Genomic DNA, 15805 nt, shown 5'->3' with positions numbered 1-15805 from the left:
ACCCTCCACATAAATTTATTACCAAATTACCGCTTTACGGAAGTGATCTTGATTTGCGTTCCAAACGCCATCAAATGGATGCCATACATTTCCGAAAGTTACACCGCGTTGACCTTGATCAAATGGATCTGTTAGACGAATTTGCTTCTTGTTAGCATTGACTAGATCATACCCAGAAGTATTCAATATATGCCCCTCCACTGTAGCAGTGTACAGCGGCATATTCTTTGATGTTATTCTAAGATCAAGTGCTGTCGGATATCCCCAGTCAGTAGTAAGAATGACAATGGATTTCCATGTTTCATATTCATGTGCAGCGAAGTCACGGTAGGTATAATTATGTTTGCTTTGGTGACTGTTTAATACATTATCTATAAGTGAGAAATCGGTTCCATCTGTAGTAGTACCAAGCTTTTGTGCATAATAAGTTTGAGAGTTTGAAGAATTGTTGAATGAATGCAGCATTTGCTTTACAGTAGCAGGGCCGCACCAATAATTTGTTTCCTGTTTGAAAGCTGAAACAGTAATCGTTCTTTTTTCTGTATCTTTCATGGGGCTAACAATTGAAGCATCTTTAGCTGCTAGCTTAACTTTATGCTCTTCGACTAACTGCATTTTATAGGCTTCAGCAGCTTTTTGTGCAGCAGTTGGCTTATCTGGTGTAAATAATGGGTTGTCTCCAGTTCCCGCAGAAAAAATGGTTGATGGTCCAAGAAGTGTAAACATGAGTGCGGCAGTTGTAAGTACTTTTGCAGCTTTCGTTACCATTTGTTTGGACATGGACTTTGCTCTCCAATCAATTCGATATTGATAGTCATCATTTCAGTTGCGCGCGCGAATACAACCTTAACTGGGCTACCACTACAATAAACAACAAAAAATAGCAAAAGGTTGCATATCAATTCCATTTTTTTATAAATTAATTCTTGTAATGATGAATATATCTTTTAATGTATACTGTTTCGATATCATTACGTTTGAGTTCCGCCTGTTTGTTGGACCGTTATATGAGAATCTGCTACTTATGAACTAATTTTAAATGACAGTACTTCTATATGTTGACAAATTATCATTGAGAAAAATATACTCTTGATTACAAATGAAGGTAAATAAAACTATATCTAGATTTTTTTGTGAGTGCTGTGTATTGTTTAATGTTACTTTTCGTTAGTTGTGAAAATGAAGGAGACTGTTTTCATGGTAGAGAAATTATTACTTTTACAAATCCATGATTTTAAGTCCATGGAGACAGAAACACAGGGTGAAATCTACGCTCAATATTACCACTTGTTCTATACACAGATTTTTTATATGACACGAGAGCATTTTATGACAGAAGATATTATTCAAGAATCATTTTTAAGAGTAATTAAGTATTTTCCAAAAGTTTGCGATAGCGAAAAACTTAAAGCCTGGCTCAAAACAGTTATAAAAAACACGACTTTAAATTACTTGAAAAAAGAAAAGAGAGCCAGAGAATGTATAGAAAATGACATCTTAGATCACATTGCTATCATTGAGGGAGTTGAAAGGGAATTTGAGTTAAAAGCCATGATAGAGGTTGTAGAAAAATACTTAATTGAATTGAAACCCGAATACCGTCAGTTGATCGAACTGCGCTGGAAGGAAGAAATGAGCCATAAAGATATTGCCAATATGCTAGGGATATCGGAACAAAAAGCAAAATATACATTATGCCGTGCTAGAAAATCAATAAAAAAACGAGTTGTAAAGGAATGGCCATTTTTCAATTCATCAAAATAAACATTCATAATAAGTGTAAGTTAGTTAATAATGAAAAAGACCAACCGATACAGTTAATGGCTAAGATAATAGCTGACATCGATTGGTCATATGGTTTAAATACTACATTTTATAATTGCAGACAACATAAATTTCAAGTCCTTTAAGCGGTTTTTATTATAGTCTTTATCGCTTGCCACGCGAACCGCCACTACTTTTACTACTGCCTCCACTGCTAGAACGGCTGCTGCTCTTCGAAGAAGATTTGTTTGAAGACCTTTTATCCTGCTTGTACTTTGTTTGTTTCGACTTAGATGATTTTTTGTCTTTTTTCTTTTTATCGTTGCTCTTCTTGTTCTTATCCTTGCTATTGCCATAACTATTGTAATCATAGTCATCATCGTAATCTTCTTCATCGTCCTCTTCAAGCGCGCTTTCAGCTGCTTTTTGCTCTATCTCGGCTAGCCAGTTTTTACGTGCATTCGTAAACAACTTCTTTTGACTCGATGTTAGGGCGACTTTGTGATGCTTGTTATATTGTTTCTCCCATTCACTTTTTGGCACATGCTTCTCTTTGAAACCCAAAATTTCTTTGCTGTACTGGCCAGTATAATCAACGGGAATTCGGTAAAGAAAGTTTTTAGCTGTGGAGATGGAGCCGGACTCTTTACTCTTTAGTGCAAGTATGTAAAGGACGACAGCTTCCTCAGCATAGTTTTTCTCATCTTCATATTTCGTTAAAGCATAGTCATAATCACCATCGTGTGCATAGCTCAAGGCTGAACAATTACGCTCCAATTCCTCAACTTCTTGCTCTACATATTTAAATTTAGGGTAGGCTTCGAGAAGTTCGTTTAATTTCGTCTCCTCCATATAATTAGCGGAACAATAATCTGTATCTTGTAGCTCTGCTCGAATTTTTTTCATTAGCGCTTCGATAGGGTATTTTACAAGTTCATCTGTTCGTTTCTTTATTTCAGAATCTTTGAAATGCATTTTATGATATTGTTCAAATGCTTCTACATAGTGTTTAGCCTCATAGTGCGCATCGCCCGCCTTCTTTTCTCTTATCGAATTCTCTATATAAACGTAGCTAGAAAAAATGTCAGGAAGGTAATTGTTTAGAAGCTTCTCTGCCTCAGTCCACTTGCCGGTCAACAATAAGTTTTCAATTTCCTTTAACTGATCAGTTTAGGCAAACGTTTTTTCTGTTGCAACAGGCATTTTAGGTTTCTCTGGTTCCTCCTCCATAGTAAATAATCCAAAGAACCATAATATGATCAGAAGAATAATTAAATAGACCCATTTCATGATGTAGACCTTCCTTTATTTCAGAATATATCTTTTTCTCTTTTTACGAATGCTAATTTATAATCTAAAGTAGTTATGCATTACAATAAGCTTTCGATGGGACAATTCTGAAATTATCTGCGCCCACCACCGCCGCGTGAGCCGCCGCCACTGCTGTAACCTCCGCTATATCCGCCTCTACTACTGCTGCCACTACTGTAACTGCGGCTACTCGTACTACCACTGTTACTACTACTGCCTTTGTAGCTGCTTCCGGAACTGCTCTTACTTCCGCTACTTCCTTTCGAACTACTACTAGTGCTCCCATTTGTACGATTCGTACTGTTACTGCTCTTGGACTGGCTTCCTTTATTGCTGTTCGTGCTACTATTTACTTTGTAGCCGCTGTTACTGCGTCCTTTGTTAGTACTGATCTGCTTGTTCTCTTGCTTCTTATTGATATAGCTGCTTTTGTTCGTTATAGTACTCGTAAAAACGGCCTTTTCATAAGCAGTAAATGCTAATTTATGATACTTGCTATACTGCTGCTTCCACTGGTTTTTCGGTATATATTTCTTTTTGTAAGAAAGAATCTCCTTATAATACGGTCCGTTATAATCAGCAGGTATGCGATATAGGAACTTTTTCATCGTCGAGTAGTAAGCGATATCTTCACTCTGTAGAGCAAGAATATAGAGTACAACAGCATTAGTTGAATAGTTTTCTACTTGTTCAAAATACGATAAGGCTTCACTATAATCACCAATCTCAACTGAACTCATAGCTTTGGAATGGAGGAAGCAATCCTTTAGCTGTTGTTCAAGTTTGGCCGGACTGTATTTCACATAAGGATGGGAGTTGGCGATCTCTTTTATTTTGGAAATGATACTTTCAATGTCATGGCATAAGCCGGTTTGTTGAGATTTGAATATTTTCTTTTTCAGGTCATCAACCCGATATTGTGCAAGGTTTTTGCTTCTTGTTACTACAAGCTCGTCTTTAATCGGCATTTGATCGTATTCAATAAATGCGTCAGCATAACGCTTGTTTGTGTAGTGTTTGTCCGCTTCTTTCTTGTGTGTAATAGAAGCTTCTATATTTTTATAAAGAGAAGAGTGCGGTTGTCTGGTTGTTTCAAGGAGCTTTTCTCCTTCTTCCCATTGGCCTGATTTTATGAGAGATTCGACATTAACTAGGTTTTTATAGTCGGATTGCATACAGCCTGACAATATCCCTAACATCACCAATACAATTACAATTATTTCAAATAAACGTTTCATCATTAAGACCGCCTTAAATAAAATAGGAACATATCGAATCGTAGTTTCATTGCATATTTCGGCATTATTTGCCTATATCCATTAAGGTAGTCTACACTCGCAAAATGTCGATGTAAAGGTAGATTATGGAGATGTTGACAACGGTGAATGATTTTGATCATAATAAAACTATCATTGAAAATCATTATCATTTGCAATCTCACGCAATCCATTACGCTTTTATCCAAATGAGGAGGGCATCACATGGAGTACAGATTGGAAAAGGACACACTAGGCGAAGTAAAGGTACCTGCTGATAAGCTTTGGGGGGCGCAAACACAGCGCAGCTTTGAAAATTTCAACATTGGTACAGAGCAGATGCCTAAGCCGTTAATTCGTATGTTTGCGATTTTGAAAAAGAGCGCTGCTCTAGCCAACGAAGAGTTGGGCAAATTGGACAGCCAGAAGGCTCAAGTTATCGTTACAGCGGCTGATGAAGTTATCGCTGGGAACTGGGATGAGCATTTCCCGCTAGTCGTGTGGCAAACTGGTAGCGGTACACAAAGCAATATGAACGTAAATGAAGTAATTGCACACCGTGCGAATCAATTGCTAGAAGAGAGTGGGAGCACACTTCGCGTCCACCCGAATGATGATGTCAACAAATCACAAAGCTCGAATGACACGTTCCCGACAGCCATGCATATGGCGGCGCTAGTCGCTGTGGAAGAGGAACTGCTGCCATCTATTCATAAATTAAAAGAAACGCTTCTTCAAAAGAGTCAACAATTTGAGTCTATTATTAAAATAGGTCGTACCCATTTGCAGGATGCAACACCATTGACACTCGGTCAGGAAATCAGCGGTTGGCATCGAATGCTGGAGAAAAGTGAACGCATGATTAGTGATAGCGCGTCTTCTTTAAGCGAGTTGGCAATCGGCGGAACAGCGGTAGGTACAGGGATTAATGCCCATCCACGCTTTGGGGATATGGTTGCAGAGCAAATTAGTCAACAGACAGGCAAAGCATTTACTTCTGCAAGCAACAAATTCCATGCGTTGACGAGTCATGATGAGCTTGTATATGTGCACGGTGCGCTCAAAGCGCTTGCAGCAGACTTGATGAAAATCGCGAATGATGTCAGATGGCTCTCCAGTGGCCCGCGTAGTGGACTTGGCGAAATTCGCATTCCTGAAAATGAACCGGGAAGCTCGATTATGCCAGGTAAAGTGAATCCGACGCAGAGCGAGGCACTGACCATGGTTGTCTGTCAGGTGATGGGGAACGATGCTACAATTGGCTTCGCTGCCAGTCAAGGCAACTTTGAGCTGAACGTATTTAAACCAGTCATTATTTATAACTTCCTGCAATCTTGCAGATTGTTGGCGGATGCTATCGTGTCGTTCAACGATAACTGTGCGGTAGGTATTGAGCCGAATGTAGACGTGATTAAAAGTCACCTTGATCGTTCGTTGATGCTCGTAACTGCTTTGAATCCTCATATCGGGTATGAAAATGCAGCTGCGGTTGCAAAGTTAGCACATAAAGAGGGGATAACGCTGAAAGAAGCAGCATTACGCTCCAACTTGCTGACGGAAGAGAAGTTCGATGAGGTTGTCCGACCTGAGCTGATGATTCATCCGAAGGCGTAATTTTTTTAAAACTAGCAATAAGGCGGGTATTCTATGGTTCATAGAATCTCGCCTTTTTAATTGTGTTATACTGGAAATGTTTATATTCATTTCTACATATGAAATATACTTCTCAGGGATAGTCAGGAGGCAATGCAAATGCTACAACTAGAACTGCATAATGCAATATGGTTATTTGTCGTGGTATTTATGCTTCATGATTTCGAGGAAATTATAACGGTAGAACATTGGGCGAAAAGAACGGAGAGCTTAGTACGGAATAAAAATAGCAAATTGGCGGTAATGATCTGGAAATTTTGGAACGTAAACTCGTATTCTTTTGCCAAACGCGACGTGTTTATCTTTTTAACCATGTCTATGATTACGTTTCTAAAGGTTCAATATATAGACAGTACATGGAGTGCGGTGTTGTTTATAGGGTTTCTTCTATTTGTACTTATACATAATATCGTTCATATTTTGCAGACGATTGTATTACAAACCTATACGCCAGGATTATATACGTCTATCTTCTTAGTAACACCTTATGTCATTTATTTGCTTAATCGAATCGTTTGAAGTTAGATGGCGCAATCTGCATTCATTTGTTTGTCTCATTTTAGCTGCTGCCTAAATTAAGATAGCATTGGACTATACTACTTATACATCTATATAAGATTCGAGGGTCTTGATACTGGAGGGATCGATATGAAACAACGCTGGACAGAAGAGCATTACATACATTCAGATAATTGTGATTTTAAACGAGTGTGCAAGTTGTCGACATTGCTCGAATGGATGCAGCGGGCAGGGGATGCGCATATTGCTGCGCTTGGTGCGCCCATTGACGAAATGATGCAGCAGCACGGGATGGCTTGGATGTTGACGACCATTGATCTTGAACTTATTCGGATGCCGGAGTATGGTGAGACAATTACATTGGTCACGTGGAACAAAGGTGCTAAAGGCGTGCAGTGGCTGCGTGATTTCCGTGTTTATAATGCGAAAGAAGAGACTATTGGACAAGCGAGAACGGTGTGGATACTCGTTGACTTGAACAAGAGGCGCATTTTGCGTGCTTCGGCGCTCCCTTATGTTGTTGAAGCGAACGAAGAGGACTCGGTCGGGGATATTCCAGAGCGTGTAAATATAGCAGATGATGTCGAGTTAGAGCATACGTACACATTGCAAGTGCGCCAGAGCAGCATTGATATGAATGGGCATCTAAACAATGCGCGGTTTGCAGATATTTGCTTGGATGCACTGACTCCGCCAGAACTAGAGCAGAGACTTGTACGCTTCCGCATTAGTTATTTGCAAGAGGCAGTACTAGGGGATGAAATTCAGATTCATCGAGCTCAAATACCGAATGGAGAAAATGAAAATGCCCTCAACATCACTGACCTGACAACAGAATGTTTCATCACAGGACAAACGGTTGAAGGCAAACGGTATTTCGATGCATATGTGCAGCTAACTGCCGTCTAAGCGATAGGGGTGCCATTTGGGAGGGTGATGTCAGGTTTAAGCAGAACTACATCACCTTCACTGGGAACGCCGCCTAAGACTAGAACCTCCGACTTAAAGCCAGCTATGCGCCTTGGAGGAAAGTTCACGATAGCGACAACTTGATTCCCAATCAGCTGTTCTGGTTCATAGCGCTGGGTAATTTGGGCTGATGATTGCTTCATGCCGTACTGACCGAAGTCGATAGTTAGCTTGATGGCAGGTGTACGAGCCTCGGGGAAAAATTCAGCTTGAATAATGGTACCGACGCGGATGTCTAGCTTTGTAAAATCTTCAATTGTAGCCATAGTAATTTCCTCCGATTTGTCCGTCTTTTAAAAATGCGCGTAGTTGCTTATTTGCAGTATATTTTATACCATTTATTGATGTTTGGCCTATTATGCAGAAAGAAAATAAATGATCGTTCTTGCTGCATATGAACGATCCTAGTGATTCCAGCGAAACAAGAAGCTGCACAGTTTTATAGGTGCCGTTTTTTTCGATCTTATTTTACATAGAGTTAAAAAATAGTAGGAACCATTCCTCCGTCCACTCGGATTGGAGAACCTCTAAATGCTGATGCATAAGGGCTACACAAAAATGCTGCGAGTTTACCTATTTCGATTGGCTTAATAAATCGCTGAATTTCAGATTGAGGCAGGTTTGTTGTCATAAACTCTTTTTCTTTTTCGGAAAAAATTCGGTCATCATTAGGGTACATGTCCTCGATGATTTGCTGCACATTTTCAGAAAGTGTCGGGCCTGGCATAATCGTGTTAACGGTAACTTCCTTTCCTATTGTTAATTTAGATAAGCTTTTGGACAAAGATAGCAGCATTGATTTTGTCATACAATACTGTGGCATTAATCCTGACGGCATAATAGCTTCTTCACTTGCTATAAAGATAATGCGGCCAAAATCATGTTTCAGCATGCTCGGTAAATAAAACTTAGCTAAACCATTTGCAGCAAGAACATTGGTACGGAAGTAATGCTCCCATATTTCATCATCAATATCCTCATATTGCATAACTTCATAAATCCCCATGTTGTTAACTAAAATATCAATAGTCGGGAATTTACAAAATAAAGCTTCTCTATGTTGAATGCTAACGATATCGGATGCAGCATTTTGAGGGAACGTAGCTGGAAAATTGGACTTGATTTCATTTACAGTTCGTTCTACCTCATCATGATCTCGTCCATTAATAAGAACATTAGCGCCTTCTTTGGCGAGTTCAATAGCAATTGCTTTACCTATACCTCGTGTTGATCCTGTAACTAAAGCAGTCTTGTTGCTCAATCCCATATCCATCGTACATTTCTCCCTTACATTGAATGTATACATTTGAAAAAGGTAATAAAATAAGTTCATAGTTTATTGCAGTCATTTTTCCGGATAGGGTTATATTACTTTGTCAGGATTGTAAGGTAACTAGCATGGTGCGCCAAAGTTCTTGCATCATACGCCAACTAATAAACATAGTCATTTTTCTTTCGACATCTTATCGTATCGGGTTTTTACCTACATGTTCATTCCGCCATGTTAAAGGAGTGATCCCTTCCCACAAGTGAAAAGCACGATAGAATGAGTTTTGGTCTTCATAGCCAACTAAAAACGCGACATCTTTAATATCAAGTGTGGGGTCTTGTAAGTACACCCGGGCTTGCTCATGCTTAACTTGTGCTAAGAGATGTTTAAAGCTCGTGTCTTGGGCAGCAAGCCGGCGCTGTAAAGTTCGATCACTCATACTCAGTTGTTTGGCGACAGCTTGAATGTCAAAGTTCCCTCCTGCCAGATTGCGTTTGATGATCCATGTGACCACCTCAGTAATAGAGTGGCTGTATTGCTGTTCATGTAAAGATTGATCCAGAGCAGGAGTAAGGATTTCTAGCAATTCCTCGTTATACGTTGTAAAGGAACGATCCAAGTCGCTGCGATGCAGCGTAAGTCGGTTGCATTTTGCACCTGTCCGGATACGGCAGCCGAAGTATTTTTCAAGAGTCCGCATATCTCCCATTACATGTGAAAATTCGACAAATTGAGCTGTCAAAGGTTGACCTGTTCCTCGGCGTCCAAGCTCCAAGAGAAATGCAAGCGTGATGCCAATGAGAATCTGCGGACCAGTATGTTCTTTATCCAACCATTCCAATTCTATTTTACAGATATCATTCTCCTCGGTTATACGTAGGCTTTCAGGGGGACACAGTTTTTTGTATCGAACCATTCGGTTTAGCGCATCGCGATAGTCACGAGAGTGGTAGGTGGCTAAGACGGTTGGCGGATAGGTTGCTGTATCAAAGACAGTCGCGAGTTTGATAATGGCTTCAGGAGTATCACCAATAAGGTCGGAATAGGCTTCCCAAATGGAAAAATATTGGGTGGTGGTGACCGTTGGTTTGGAAACAATGGAAAAAGGAAGCTGTGCTTTTCGAGCCACATCGTGGGCTGTAATACCTAATTGGATTAATCCCGTCCAAAATCCTGGAGCAATTTTAATATAGTCAGAGGTCGGAGACTTCATATACATACTCCTTTATGTAAACAAATTTTTATATATCCATAAGCAAGATGCTTCAGCATCTTCGCTTTGATCGATTTTCTCCTCATACGTAGCGTTTCAACCTATTCATTCAGAGATATGGTGATCAATATGCCATTCTTTTCATGGTAAAACAGATGTAAGCACGAAGAAACTACTTGTTTTCTACCAAGAGGTTGTTCAGATCCGCGAAAACGATGTCTACGAATGGTGCTCGAGTAGAATAGAGTGGCTATCGATTCTCATATATTGAACCCTGCTCAATAAAGCGAAATGAACTAGGCGACATAATAAAAGTAACAAAAATGTTACTTTTATTCTAAATACAATTTTATTAAAGCGCTTACACTTAAGTCCTGTCTCGTTTATTTAGATTACTAACATGTAATAATTTTTGTTGATCATCAGATCAATGCAGGTTATTATCAGAATAAGCCATTGCCCAGCAATTGTTAAATCTAAGAGGTGGTAGAGAAAGTAGTAGGGGAGTCTTACTACAATATTTTGCTCATGAAGGAGAATCAATATGATGAAGAGAAAGATGATCATCGGCTTATCTATGATGCTCTCACTTAGTCTGCTTGCGCCCGCAATTCAGCCAACAGGTTACGCAGAGCCAGGAGCTGAGCCAGCTCGAACGGTATTTTTAAAGTCGGGTCAAATTGATTTGAAGGATTACCCTGCGCAAGAAAGCATGTTTCATGAAACGCCTTCACAGTCTCCCAAGCTGTACATCGTCCAATTTAAGGACGTGATTACGAATGAGTCCAAGCAGCTGTTGAAGCAGCATGGCGCTGAAGTTGGTAACTACCTTCCGGATTTTGCTTATCTCGTACGTATTACAGATCAACAAGCTATCAGCCTCTCCACAAGCAACCTCGTATACAGTGTGTCCCGCTTTCTACCAACTTGGAAAGAAGGAACTTTCGCAACAGTTGATAGTATCCCCAATGAATATGTGCTCTCTACATTTAAAGGCAGCGAAGCAAGCGTAGCCTCACTTATCCAAACCATTGCTCCTCAGCAGTTATCGGTTTCCTCCGGAAGTATAGAAGCCACTCTAACAGATGCCCACATTCAAACGCTAATTCAGACGGAAGAAATCACCTATGTTGAACCCAAGCTGCAAACCGATATATCTAATGATTTCATCGCGGCTCAAGTTAAAGCTTCTACGCCAAATGGAATGTGGAGTCGCGGTTTAACTGGGACAGGGCAAGTTGTAGCTGTTGCAGACAGTGGGTTGGATACAGGAGATGTATCCACTTTGCATGGTGATTTCCAAGGACAGTTGCAAACGACACCTTTCGCGGTAGCGGTGCCTGGAAACTGGTCTGATGCAGATGGACATGGGACGCATGTAGCTGGAACGGTGCTTGGCACAGGAGCTTTGTCGAATGGACAATATAAAGGTATCGCACCTGGAGCTAAGTTGGTATTTCAGGCAATAGGTTGCGGTACAAAAATTTGTCCAGGCGATCTGAGAACCTTGTTTGGACAAGCTCAAAGTAACGGTGCGAAAATCCACACGAACTCATGGGGATCACCTGTAAATACATACAACAGTATGGCGGCACAAGTGGATGAATATACGTTCGCCAACAAAACGTTCAATGTATTGTTTGCAGCTGGAAACTATGGGAGCGAAGCCAATACACTAGCTACACCAGCGACCTCTAAGAACTCTATTTCTGTAGCCAATCTCTCTAAGAAGGCTAATAATATCTCTATGACATCCAGTCGAGGATACGCTTTTGATGGACGAGTGAAACCAGATCTTGCCGTAACCGGCAGCGACATTATTTCTCCGCGTTCTGCCGTTTCAAATCGACCAGCTGACCCGAATACTTATTATACGAGGATGTCCGGTACTTCAATGGCAACGCCGGCAGTAGCAGGTGCGATTGCTATCGTACGTCAACATTTTATGGATGTGAAACAGGTTGAGCCAACCGCTGCACTGGTTAAAGCGATATTGATCAATGGAGCGAAAGATGTCGGCTTTGGATGGGGCAGCCGTGAAATAGGATGGGGACGTGTAGATTTGGAAAGTTCACTGTACCCGACAGATGGTATTAAAGCGCAGCATGAAGATCATACAACTGGCATCCAGACTGGTGATGTGAAAACGTACTCAGTCACGATAGGAAGCGGACAGCCACTTAAAATCTCAACCGTATGGACGGACTACCAAGCAGCAGTGCAGTCTGCTAAAGCATTGGTAAATGACCTCGATCTCGAAGTGACATCCCCAACAGGCGAGGTATTTAAAGGGAATTGCTTTGTCAGTAATAATGCAAGTTCAACCTGTGCTGCTTTCGACCGTATTAATAACGTTGAAAATGTATATTTCAATACAGCGAATGCGGGTACGTACACCATTAAAGTGAAAGCTTACAACGTTCCTCAAGGGACGCAACCATTTGCTTTAGTGGTATCTGGTAGTAATGCCTCACTGAGCGTAGGAGGCGGATCTCAGCCGCAGCCAACTGACTTGCAAGCTCCGATCAATGTGAGCGTATCCGCTAAGACACAAAATAGCGCGACATTGACATGGACGGACCAAAACGTACACACGACTGCACCTACTTATGAAATATTCAGCAATAACCAACTGGTAGGCGCTTCTGCTACGACCTCTGCCGTTGTTACTCAATTGCAAGCGGGCACTACTTACAGCTTTACTGTTAAAGTACGAGCGGGCACCCTTTTATCGCCAGCCAGCCTTCCCGTTTCGGGGACAACGGATTCGACAAATCCGAATCCTGGATCGGGCGCTTTGCCTTGGAAAGCGGGGCAGCAGTATAAAGTCCATGATCTTGTCACTTATAACAATGCCACGTATCGGGTTATCCAAGCTCACTATTCCCTAACAGGATGGGAGCCTTCTAATGTGCCAGCCTTATGGGCTAAAGTCAATTAAACGATTTGTATGGTTATAAAAATGTGCCTTCTAAGAGTTAATTGATCTAGTATGAGCCCTTCACATCATAGTTTCATATGATAGGGAGGGCTTGCTTGTAAGGCCCATTTCTTATGCACAAAATAGAACGATGTACAATAAAAAATAGCCGCTATTTATCGAAAAATGGTAGACAAGATTAGGGTTATTTCTCATTTTTCATTGTGTCGAAAGTTGAAAGTGTTTTCATTTTTTTGATAGATAGTATCGCTAAAGCCTTGATATATAAGGGTTATCGATGTAACAAAATTAATTTGATAAAACCTATTGATCTAGTGAGAAATAACAGGTATGATTCTAAACAAGCTATAGCCCATTAAATGGTTTTTGTGGAAAGGTGGTGGATTGAAAAGGTTCTGATTATTTTCACTAGTTTTATAGTTGTTCCATTTTTGTAAGTTCAAATTTAATATGATGGAGGTATGTGTATGAAAAGAAAGCTTGCTATGGGTCTATCGATTGCACTTACACTGAGCCTGTTTGCTCCCGTGTTCCAGTCAAATGGTTTTGCCGCCGAACCAAGTCCCTCTCTCTCTCGTACTCTATATTTGAAGACAGGAGATGTGAATCTGCAAGACCTCCCTCAACAACAGAGTTTGAGCGAACAAGCTCAATCTAATGAGTCAGCGTTGTATGTCGTTCAATTCAAAGATGTTATTACTCAGGCATCTAAAGAACTTTTGAGCAAAAATGGAGCAGTTGTCGGCGATTATTTACCAGACTTTGCTTACCTCGTACGAATAAATGGTAAGCAAGCACACCAAATTTCAACAAGTGACCTCGTATACAGCGTTACACCTTTCCAAGCAGATTGGAAGATAGGAACGTTCGCGACCCCAGACAGTATCCCAAATGAGTACGTTATCTCCACATTCCCAGGCAGTGAATCCAGAATCGCTTCCCTTATCAATCCTACAGCCCCACAAGATGTCCGAGTATACGATGGCAGCATTGAAGCTACGCTGACCGATCAGCAAGTATACACCTTGCTTCAAGATAAGGACATTACCTTTATCGAAACAAAGCTTCGTTATGAAACGTCGAATGAATTTATTAACCAACAAATCGGTACTTCCACACCTGTTACAGGCGTTTGGGCGAAAGGTTTGACTGGTGCAGGACAAATCGTTGCAGTTGGCGACAGCGGCCTCGACTCCGGTAATGTGTCTACGGTACATCAAGACTTTACGGGTCAATTGCACGTAACTCCGATTGCCAAAGCAATCCCTGGCAACTGGTCCGATCCTGGCGGACATGGCACGCATGTAGCGGGAACGGTACTTGGAACAGGCAAACAGTCGAGTGGCAAGTACAAGGGTGTCGCTCCAGGCGCTAAGCTTGTCCTTCAAGCACTTGGTACAGGTGGAGGCGGAATTAACCCTGGTGATGTCCGTCAACTATTCGCTGAAGCAGAAGCACTAGGCGCCAAAATCCACACGAACTCATGGGGAGCTTCCTCCAACTCATACAATACCAATGCTCAACGAGTAGATGAGTATACCTTCAAGAACAAACACTTTAACGTATTGTTCGCAGCAGGTAACTCTGGAAGCTTTGGCAACAACACCATTGCAACTCCAGGCACATCGAAAAATGCAATCACAGTAGGTAGCTTGGCCAAGACAGCTCCTAACTCCATTGCATCTTATTCCAGCCGCGGCTTTACCTTCGATGGTCGCACAAAGCCAGATGTTGTTGTGACTGGTACAAGCATTATTTCTCCTCGCTCTACGATTTCAACTCTTACAGGTAATCCAAACCAGCATTATGCGACACTGTCCGGTACTTCAATGGCAACGCCAGCAGTAGCAGGTTCAGCTGCTCTCGTTCGTCAATATTTCAACACTGTGAAGAAGATTGAGCCTACTGCTGCACTTGTAAAAGCTACCCTCATTAATGGTGCTCAAGATGTTGGCTATGGTTGGGGCAGTCGTGAAACAGGTTGGGGACGTGTCAATTTGGAAGCGACACTCTATCCGACGAACGTAACGGCTCATCATGAAGATCATACAGCGGGTCTAAGCACGGGCAATGTGGCTACTTATACGGTAGATGTGGCAAGCGGTCAGCCGCTTAAGATTTCTACAGTATGGTCAGATTTCCAAGCTGCTGTATCCACTACAAAAGCGCTTGTAAATGATCTTGACCTTGAAGTTGTTTCCCCTTCTGGCCAAGTGTACAAAGGAAACTGCTTTGTAAGCAACACGGCTAGCACAAGCTGCGCTTCGTTCGATCGTGCGAACAACGTTGAAAATGTATACTTCAATACATCGGAAGCGGGCAAGTACACGATTCGTGTTAAAGCGTATAACGTTCCACAATCCACGCAACCATTCGCACTAGTTGTATCCGGTAAAAATGCTGCTCTTACAAAAGGTGGCGCTGCTCCTGTCGAAGGTCAATTGCTTGCGCCAACGAATTTGACGGCAACACCAGATGCTGCTGGCGGTGTGGTACTATCATGGACAGATTCGAACAATCATGCAACACCAGCTTCCTATGAGATCTATAACAATGCAGAGCAAATAGGCGCATCTTCTTCACCAACACTTGTTATTAATCAGGGGTTAGTAGAAGGGGCCACATATACGTTCACTGTTAAGGTAAGGAATAGTCAAAATGTTCTATCACCTGCCAGTAACGCCGTGACGTTTATCGCGCAACCGATTGAGGAACCGGAAAATGAACCAGAAGATGAATTGGAACAACTGCCGGTGAAAGATTTGAAGTAGGACCTATTAGGTTCTCCTCCTCACTTAGCATTCATGATTGTACAGGCAATTAACAGCAAGCTCTGTTCGCTGACACAACTTCTGTGGATGCGAATAGGGCTTGTTGTCATATTTTTTTTGAATATTGGTCAAATTACT

12 protein-coding genes are annotated in these 15805 nt (G+C 41.4%); 6 read left to right on the top strand and 6 right to left on the bottom strand.

From position 1 onward, the window contains the following. Positions 1–18: 18 nt before the first annotated feature. The gene (locus FPZ44_RS23010) at positions 19–780 is read right to left on the bottom strand and encodes a C39 family peptidase (RefSeq protein WP_144994385.1); all 762 of its coding nucleotides are present in this window, start codon (positions 778–780) and stop codon (positions 19–21) included. A gap of 417 nt (positions 781–1197) precedes the next feature. Between FPZ44_RS23010 and FPZ44_RS23005 the strand changes: the two genes are divergently transcribed. Then, positions 1198–1764, top strand: coding sequence for an RNA polymerase sigma factor (locus tag FPZ44_RS23005; protein ID WP_186786208.1), 567 nt, complete (start codon positions 1198–1200; stop codon positions 1762–1764). Between the two features lie 165 nt (positions 1765–1929). Here FPZ44_RS23005 and FPZ44_RS23000 read toward each other — a convergent pair whose 3' ends face one another. Next, the gene (locus FPZ44_RS23000; protein WP_144994381.1) at positions 1930–2904 is read right to left on the bottom strand and encodes a hypothetical protein; all 975 of its coding nucleotides are present in this window, start codon (positions 2902–2904) and stop codon (positions 1930–1932) included. A 263-nt stretch (positions 2905–3167) separates the two neighbouring features. Beyond that, positions 3168–4316: a hypothetical protein gene (locus tag FPZ44_RS22995; protein ID WP_144994379.1), complete on the bottom strand. Its 1149-nt coding sequence runs from the start codon at positions 4314–4316 to the stop codon at positions 3168–3170. A 240-nt stretch (positions 4317–4556) separates the two neighbouring features. Here FPZ44_RS22995 and fumC point away from each other — a divergent pair, with 240 nt between their 5' ends. The 3 genes from fumC to FPZ44_RS22980 all read left to right on the top strand — a co-directional run bounded on the left by fumC (position 4557) and on the right by FPZ44_RS22980 (position 7412). Further along, positions 4557–5945 (top strand): class II fumarate hydratase, encoded by a 1389-nt coding sequence (gene fumC, locus FPZ44_RS22990; protein ID WP_144994377.1) that lies wholly within the window; start codon positions 4557–4559, stop codon positions 5943–5945. Positions 5946–6083: 138 nt separating this feature from the next. Further along, positions 6084–6503 carry an HXXEE domain-containing protein gene (locus FPZ44_RS22985; protein ID WP_144994375.1) on the top strand — a complete coding sequence of 140 codons (420 nt, stop codon included), beginning with the start codon at positions 6084–6086 and terminating at the stop codon, positions 6501–6503. Between the two features lie 129 nt (positions 6504–6632). Further along, on the top strand, positions 6633–7412 hold the full coding sequence (locus FPZ44_RS22980; RefSeq protein WP_144994373.1) for an acyl-[acyl-carrier-protein] thioesterase: 780 nt from the start codon (positions 6633–6635) through the stop codon (positions 7410–7412). Here the strand turns inward: FPZ44_RS22980 and csaA are convergent. From csaA to FPZ44_RS22965, 3 genes are all read right to left on the bottom strand, one after another. Next, entirely contained in the window at positions 7409–7738 is a 330-nt protein-coding gene (gene csaA / locus FPZ44_RS22975; RefSeq protein WP_144994371.1) for a chaperone CsaA, read from the bottom strand. The two genes, FPZ44_RS22980 and csaA, sit on opposite strands and share 4 nt — an antisense overlap. A 212-nt stretch (positions 7739–7950) precedes the next feature. After that, on the bottom strand, positions 7951–8745 hold the full coding sequence (locus tag FPZ44_RS22970; protein WP_144994369.1) for an SDR family NAD(P)-dependent oxidoreductase: 795 nt from the start codon (positions 8743–8745) through the stop codon (positions 7951–7953). Between the two features lie 190 nt (positions 8746–8935). Next, positions 8936–9955, bottom strand: a complete 1020-nt coding sequence (locus tag FPZ44_RS22965; RefSeq protein ID WP_144994367.1) for an AraC family transcriptional regulator — start codon at positions 9953–9955, stop codon at positions 8936–8938. A gap of 544 nt (positions 9956–10499) precedes the next feature. Here FPZ44_RS22965 and FPZ44_RS22960 point away from each other — a divergent pair. Both FPZ44_RS22960 and FPZ44_RS22955 read left to right on the top strand, forming a co-directional pair. Then, a complete protein-coding gene (locus FPZ44_RS22960) occupies positions 10500–12896 on the top strand; it encodes a S8 family serine peptidase (protein ID WP_144994366.1) in 2397 nt (798 codons plus the stop codon). 467 nt (positions 12897–13363) lie between these two features. Then, complete coding sequence (locus FPZ44_RS22955; RefSeq protein ID WP_186786207.1) at positions 13364–15667, top strand: S8 family serine peptidase; 2304 nt, start codon at positions 13364–13366, stop codon at positions 15665–15667. Positions 15668–15805 lie beyond the last annotated feature (138 nt).

Origin of the sequence: Paenibacillus agilis (assembly GCF_007786455.1) — a bacterium.
Lineage (GTDB): Bacteria > Bacillota > Bacilli > Paenibacillales > Paenibacillaceae > Paenibacillus_B > Paenibacillus_B agilis.
Note: the sequence above shows the minus strand (reverse complement) of the source record. Positions and strands in the feature narration are given on the sequence as shown.

What these genes read in the sequence shown, in the direction of transcription:
- FPZ44_RS23010 (WP_144994385.1), bottom strand. Translation starts at nt 780, where the DNA reads ATGTCCAAACAAATGGTAACGAAAGCTGCAAAAGTACTTACAACTGCC.
- FPZ44_RS23005 (WP_186786208.1), top strand. Translation starts at nt 1,198, where the DNA reads ATGGTAGAGAAATTATTACTTTTACAAATCCATGATTTTAAGTCCATG.
- FPZ44_RS22995 (WP_144994379.1), bottom strand. Translation starts at nt 4,316, where the DNA reads ATGATGAAACGTTTATTTGAAATAATTGTAATTGTATTGGTGATGTTA.
- fumC (WP_144994377.1), top strand. Translation starts at nt 4,557, where the DNA reads ATGGAGTACAGATTGGAAAAGGACACACTAGGCGAAGTAAAGGTACCT.
- FPZ44_RS22985 (WP_144994375.1), top strand. Translation starts at nt 6,084, where the DNA reads ATGCTACAACTAGAACTGCATAATGCAATATGGTTATTTGTCGTGGTA.
- FPZ44_RS22980 (WP_144994373.1), top strand. Translation starts at nt 6,633, where the DNA reads ATGAAACAACGCTGGACAGAAGAGCATTACATACATTCAGATAATTGT.
- csaA (WP_144994371.1), bottom strand. Translation starts at nt 7,738, where the DNA reads ATGGCTACAATTGAAGATTTTACAAAGCTAGACATCCGCGTCGGTACC.
- FPZ44_RS22970 (WP_144994369.1), bottom strand. Translation starts at nt 8,745, where the DNA reads ATGGATATGGGATTGAGCAACAAGACTGCTTTAGTTACAGGATCAACA.
- FPZ44_RS22965 (WP_144994367.1), bottom strand. Translation starts at nt 9,955, where the DNA reads ATGAAGTCTCCGACCTCTGACTATATTAAAATTGCTCCAGGATTTTGG.
- FPZ44_RS22960 (WP_144994366.1), top strand. Translation starts at nt 10,500, where the DNA reads ATGATGAAGAGAAAGATGATCATCGGCTTATCTATGATGCTCTCACTT.
- FPZ44_RS22955 (WP_186786207.1), top strand. Translation starts at nt 13,364, where the DNA reads ATGAAAAGAAAGCTTGCTATGGGTCTATCGATTGCACTTACACTGAGC.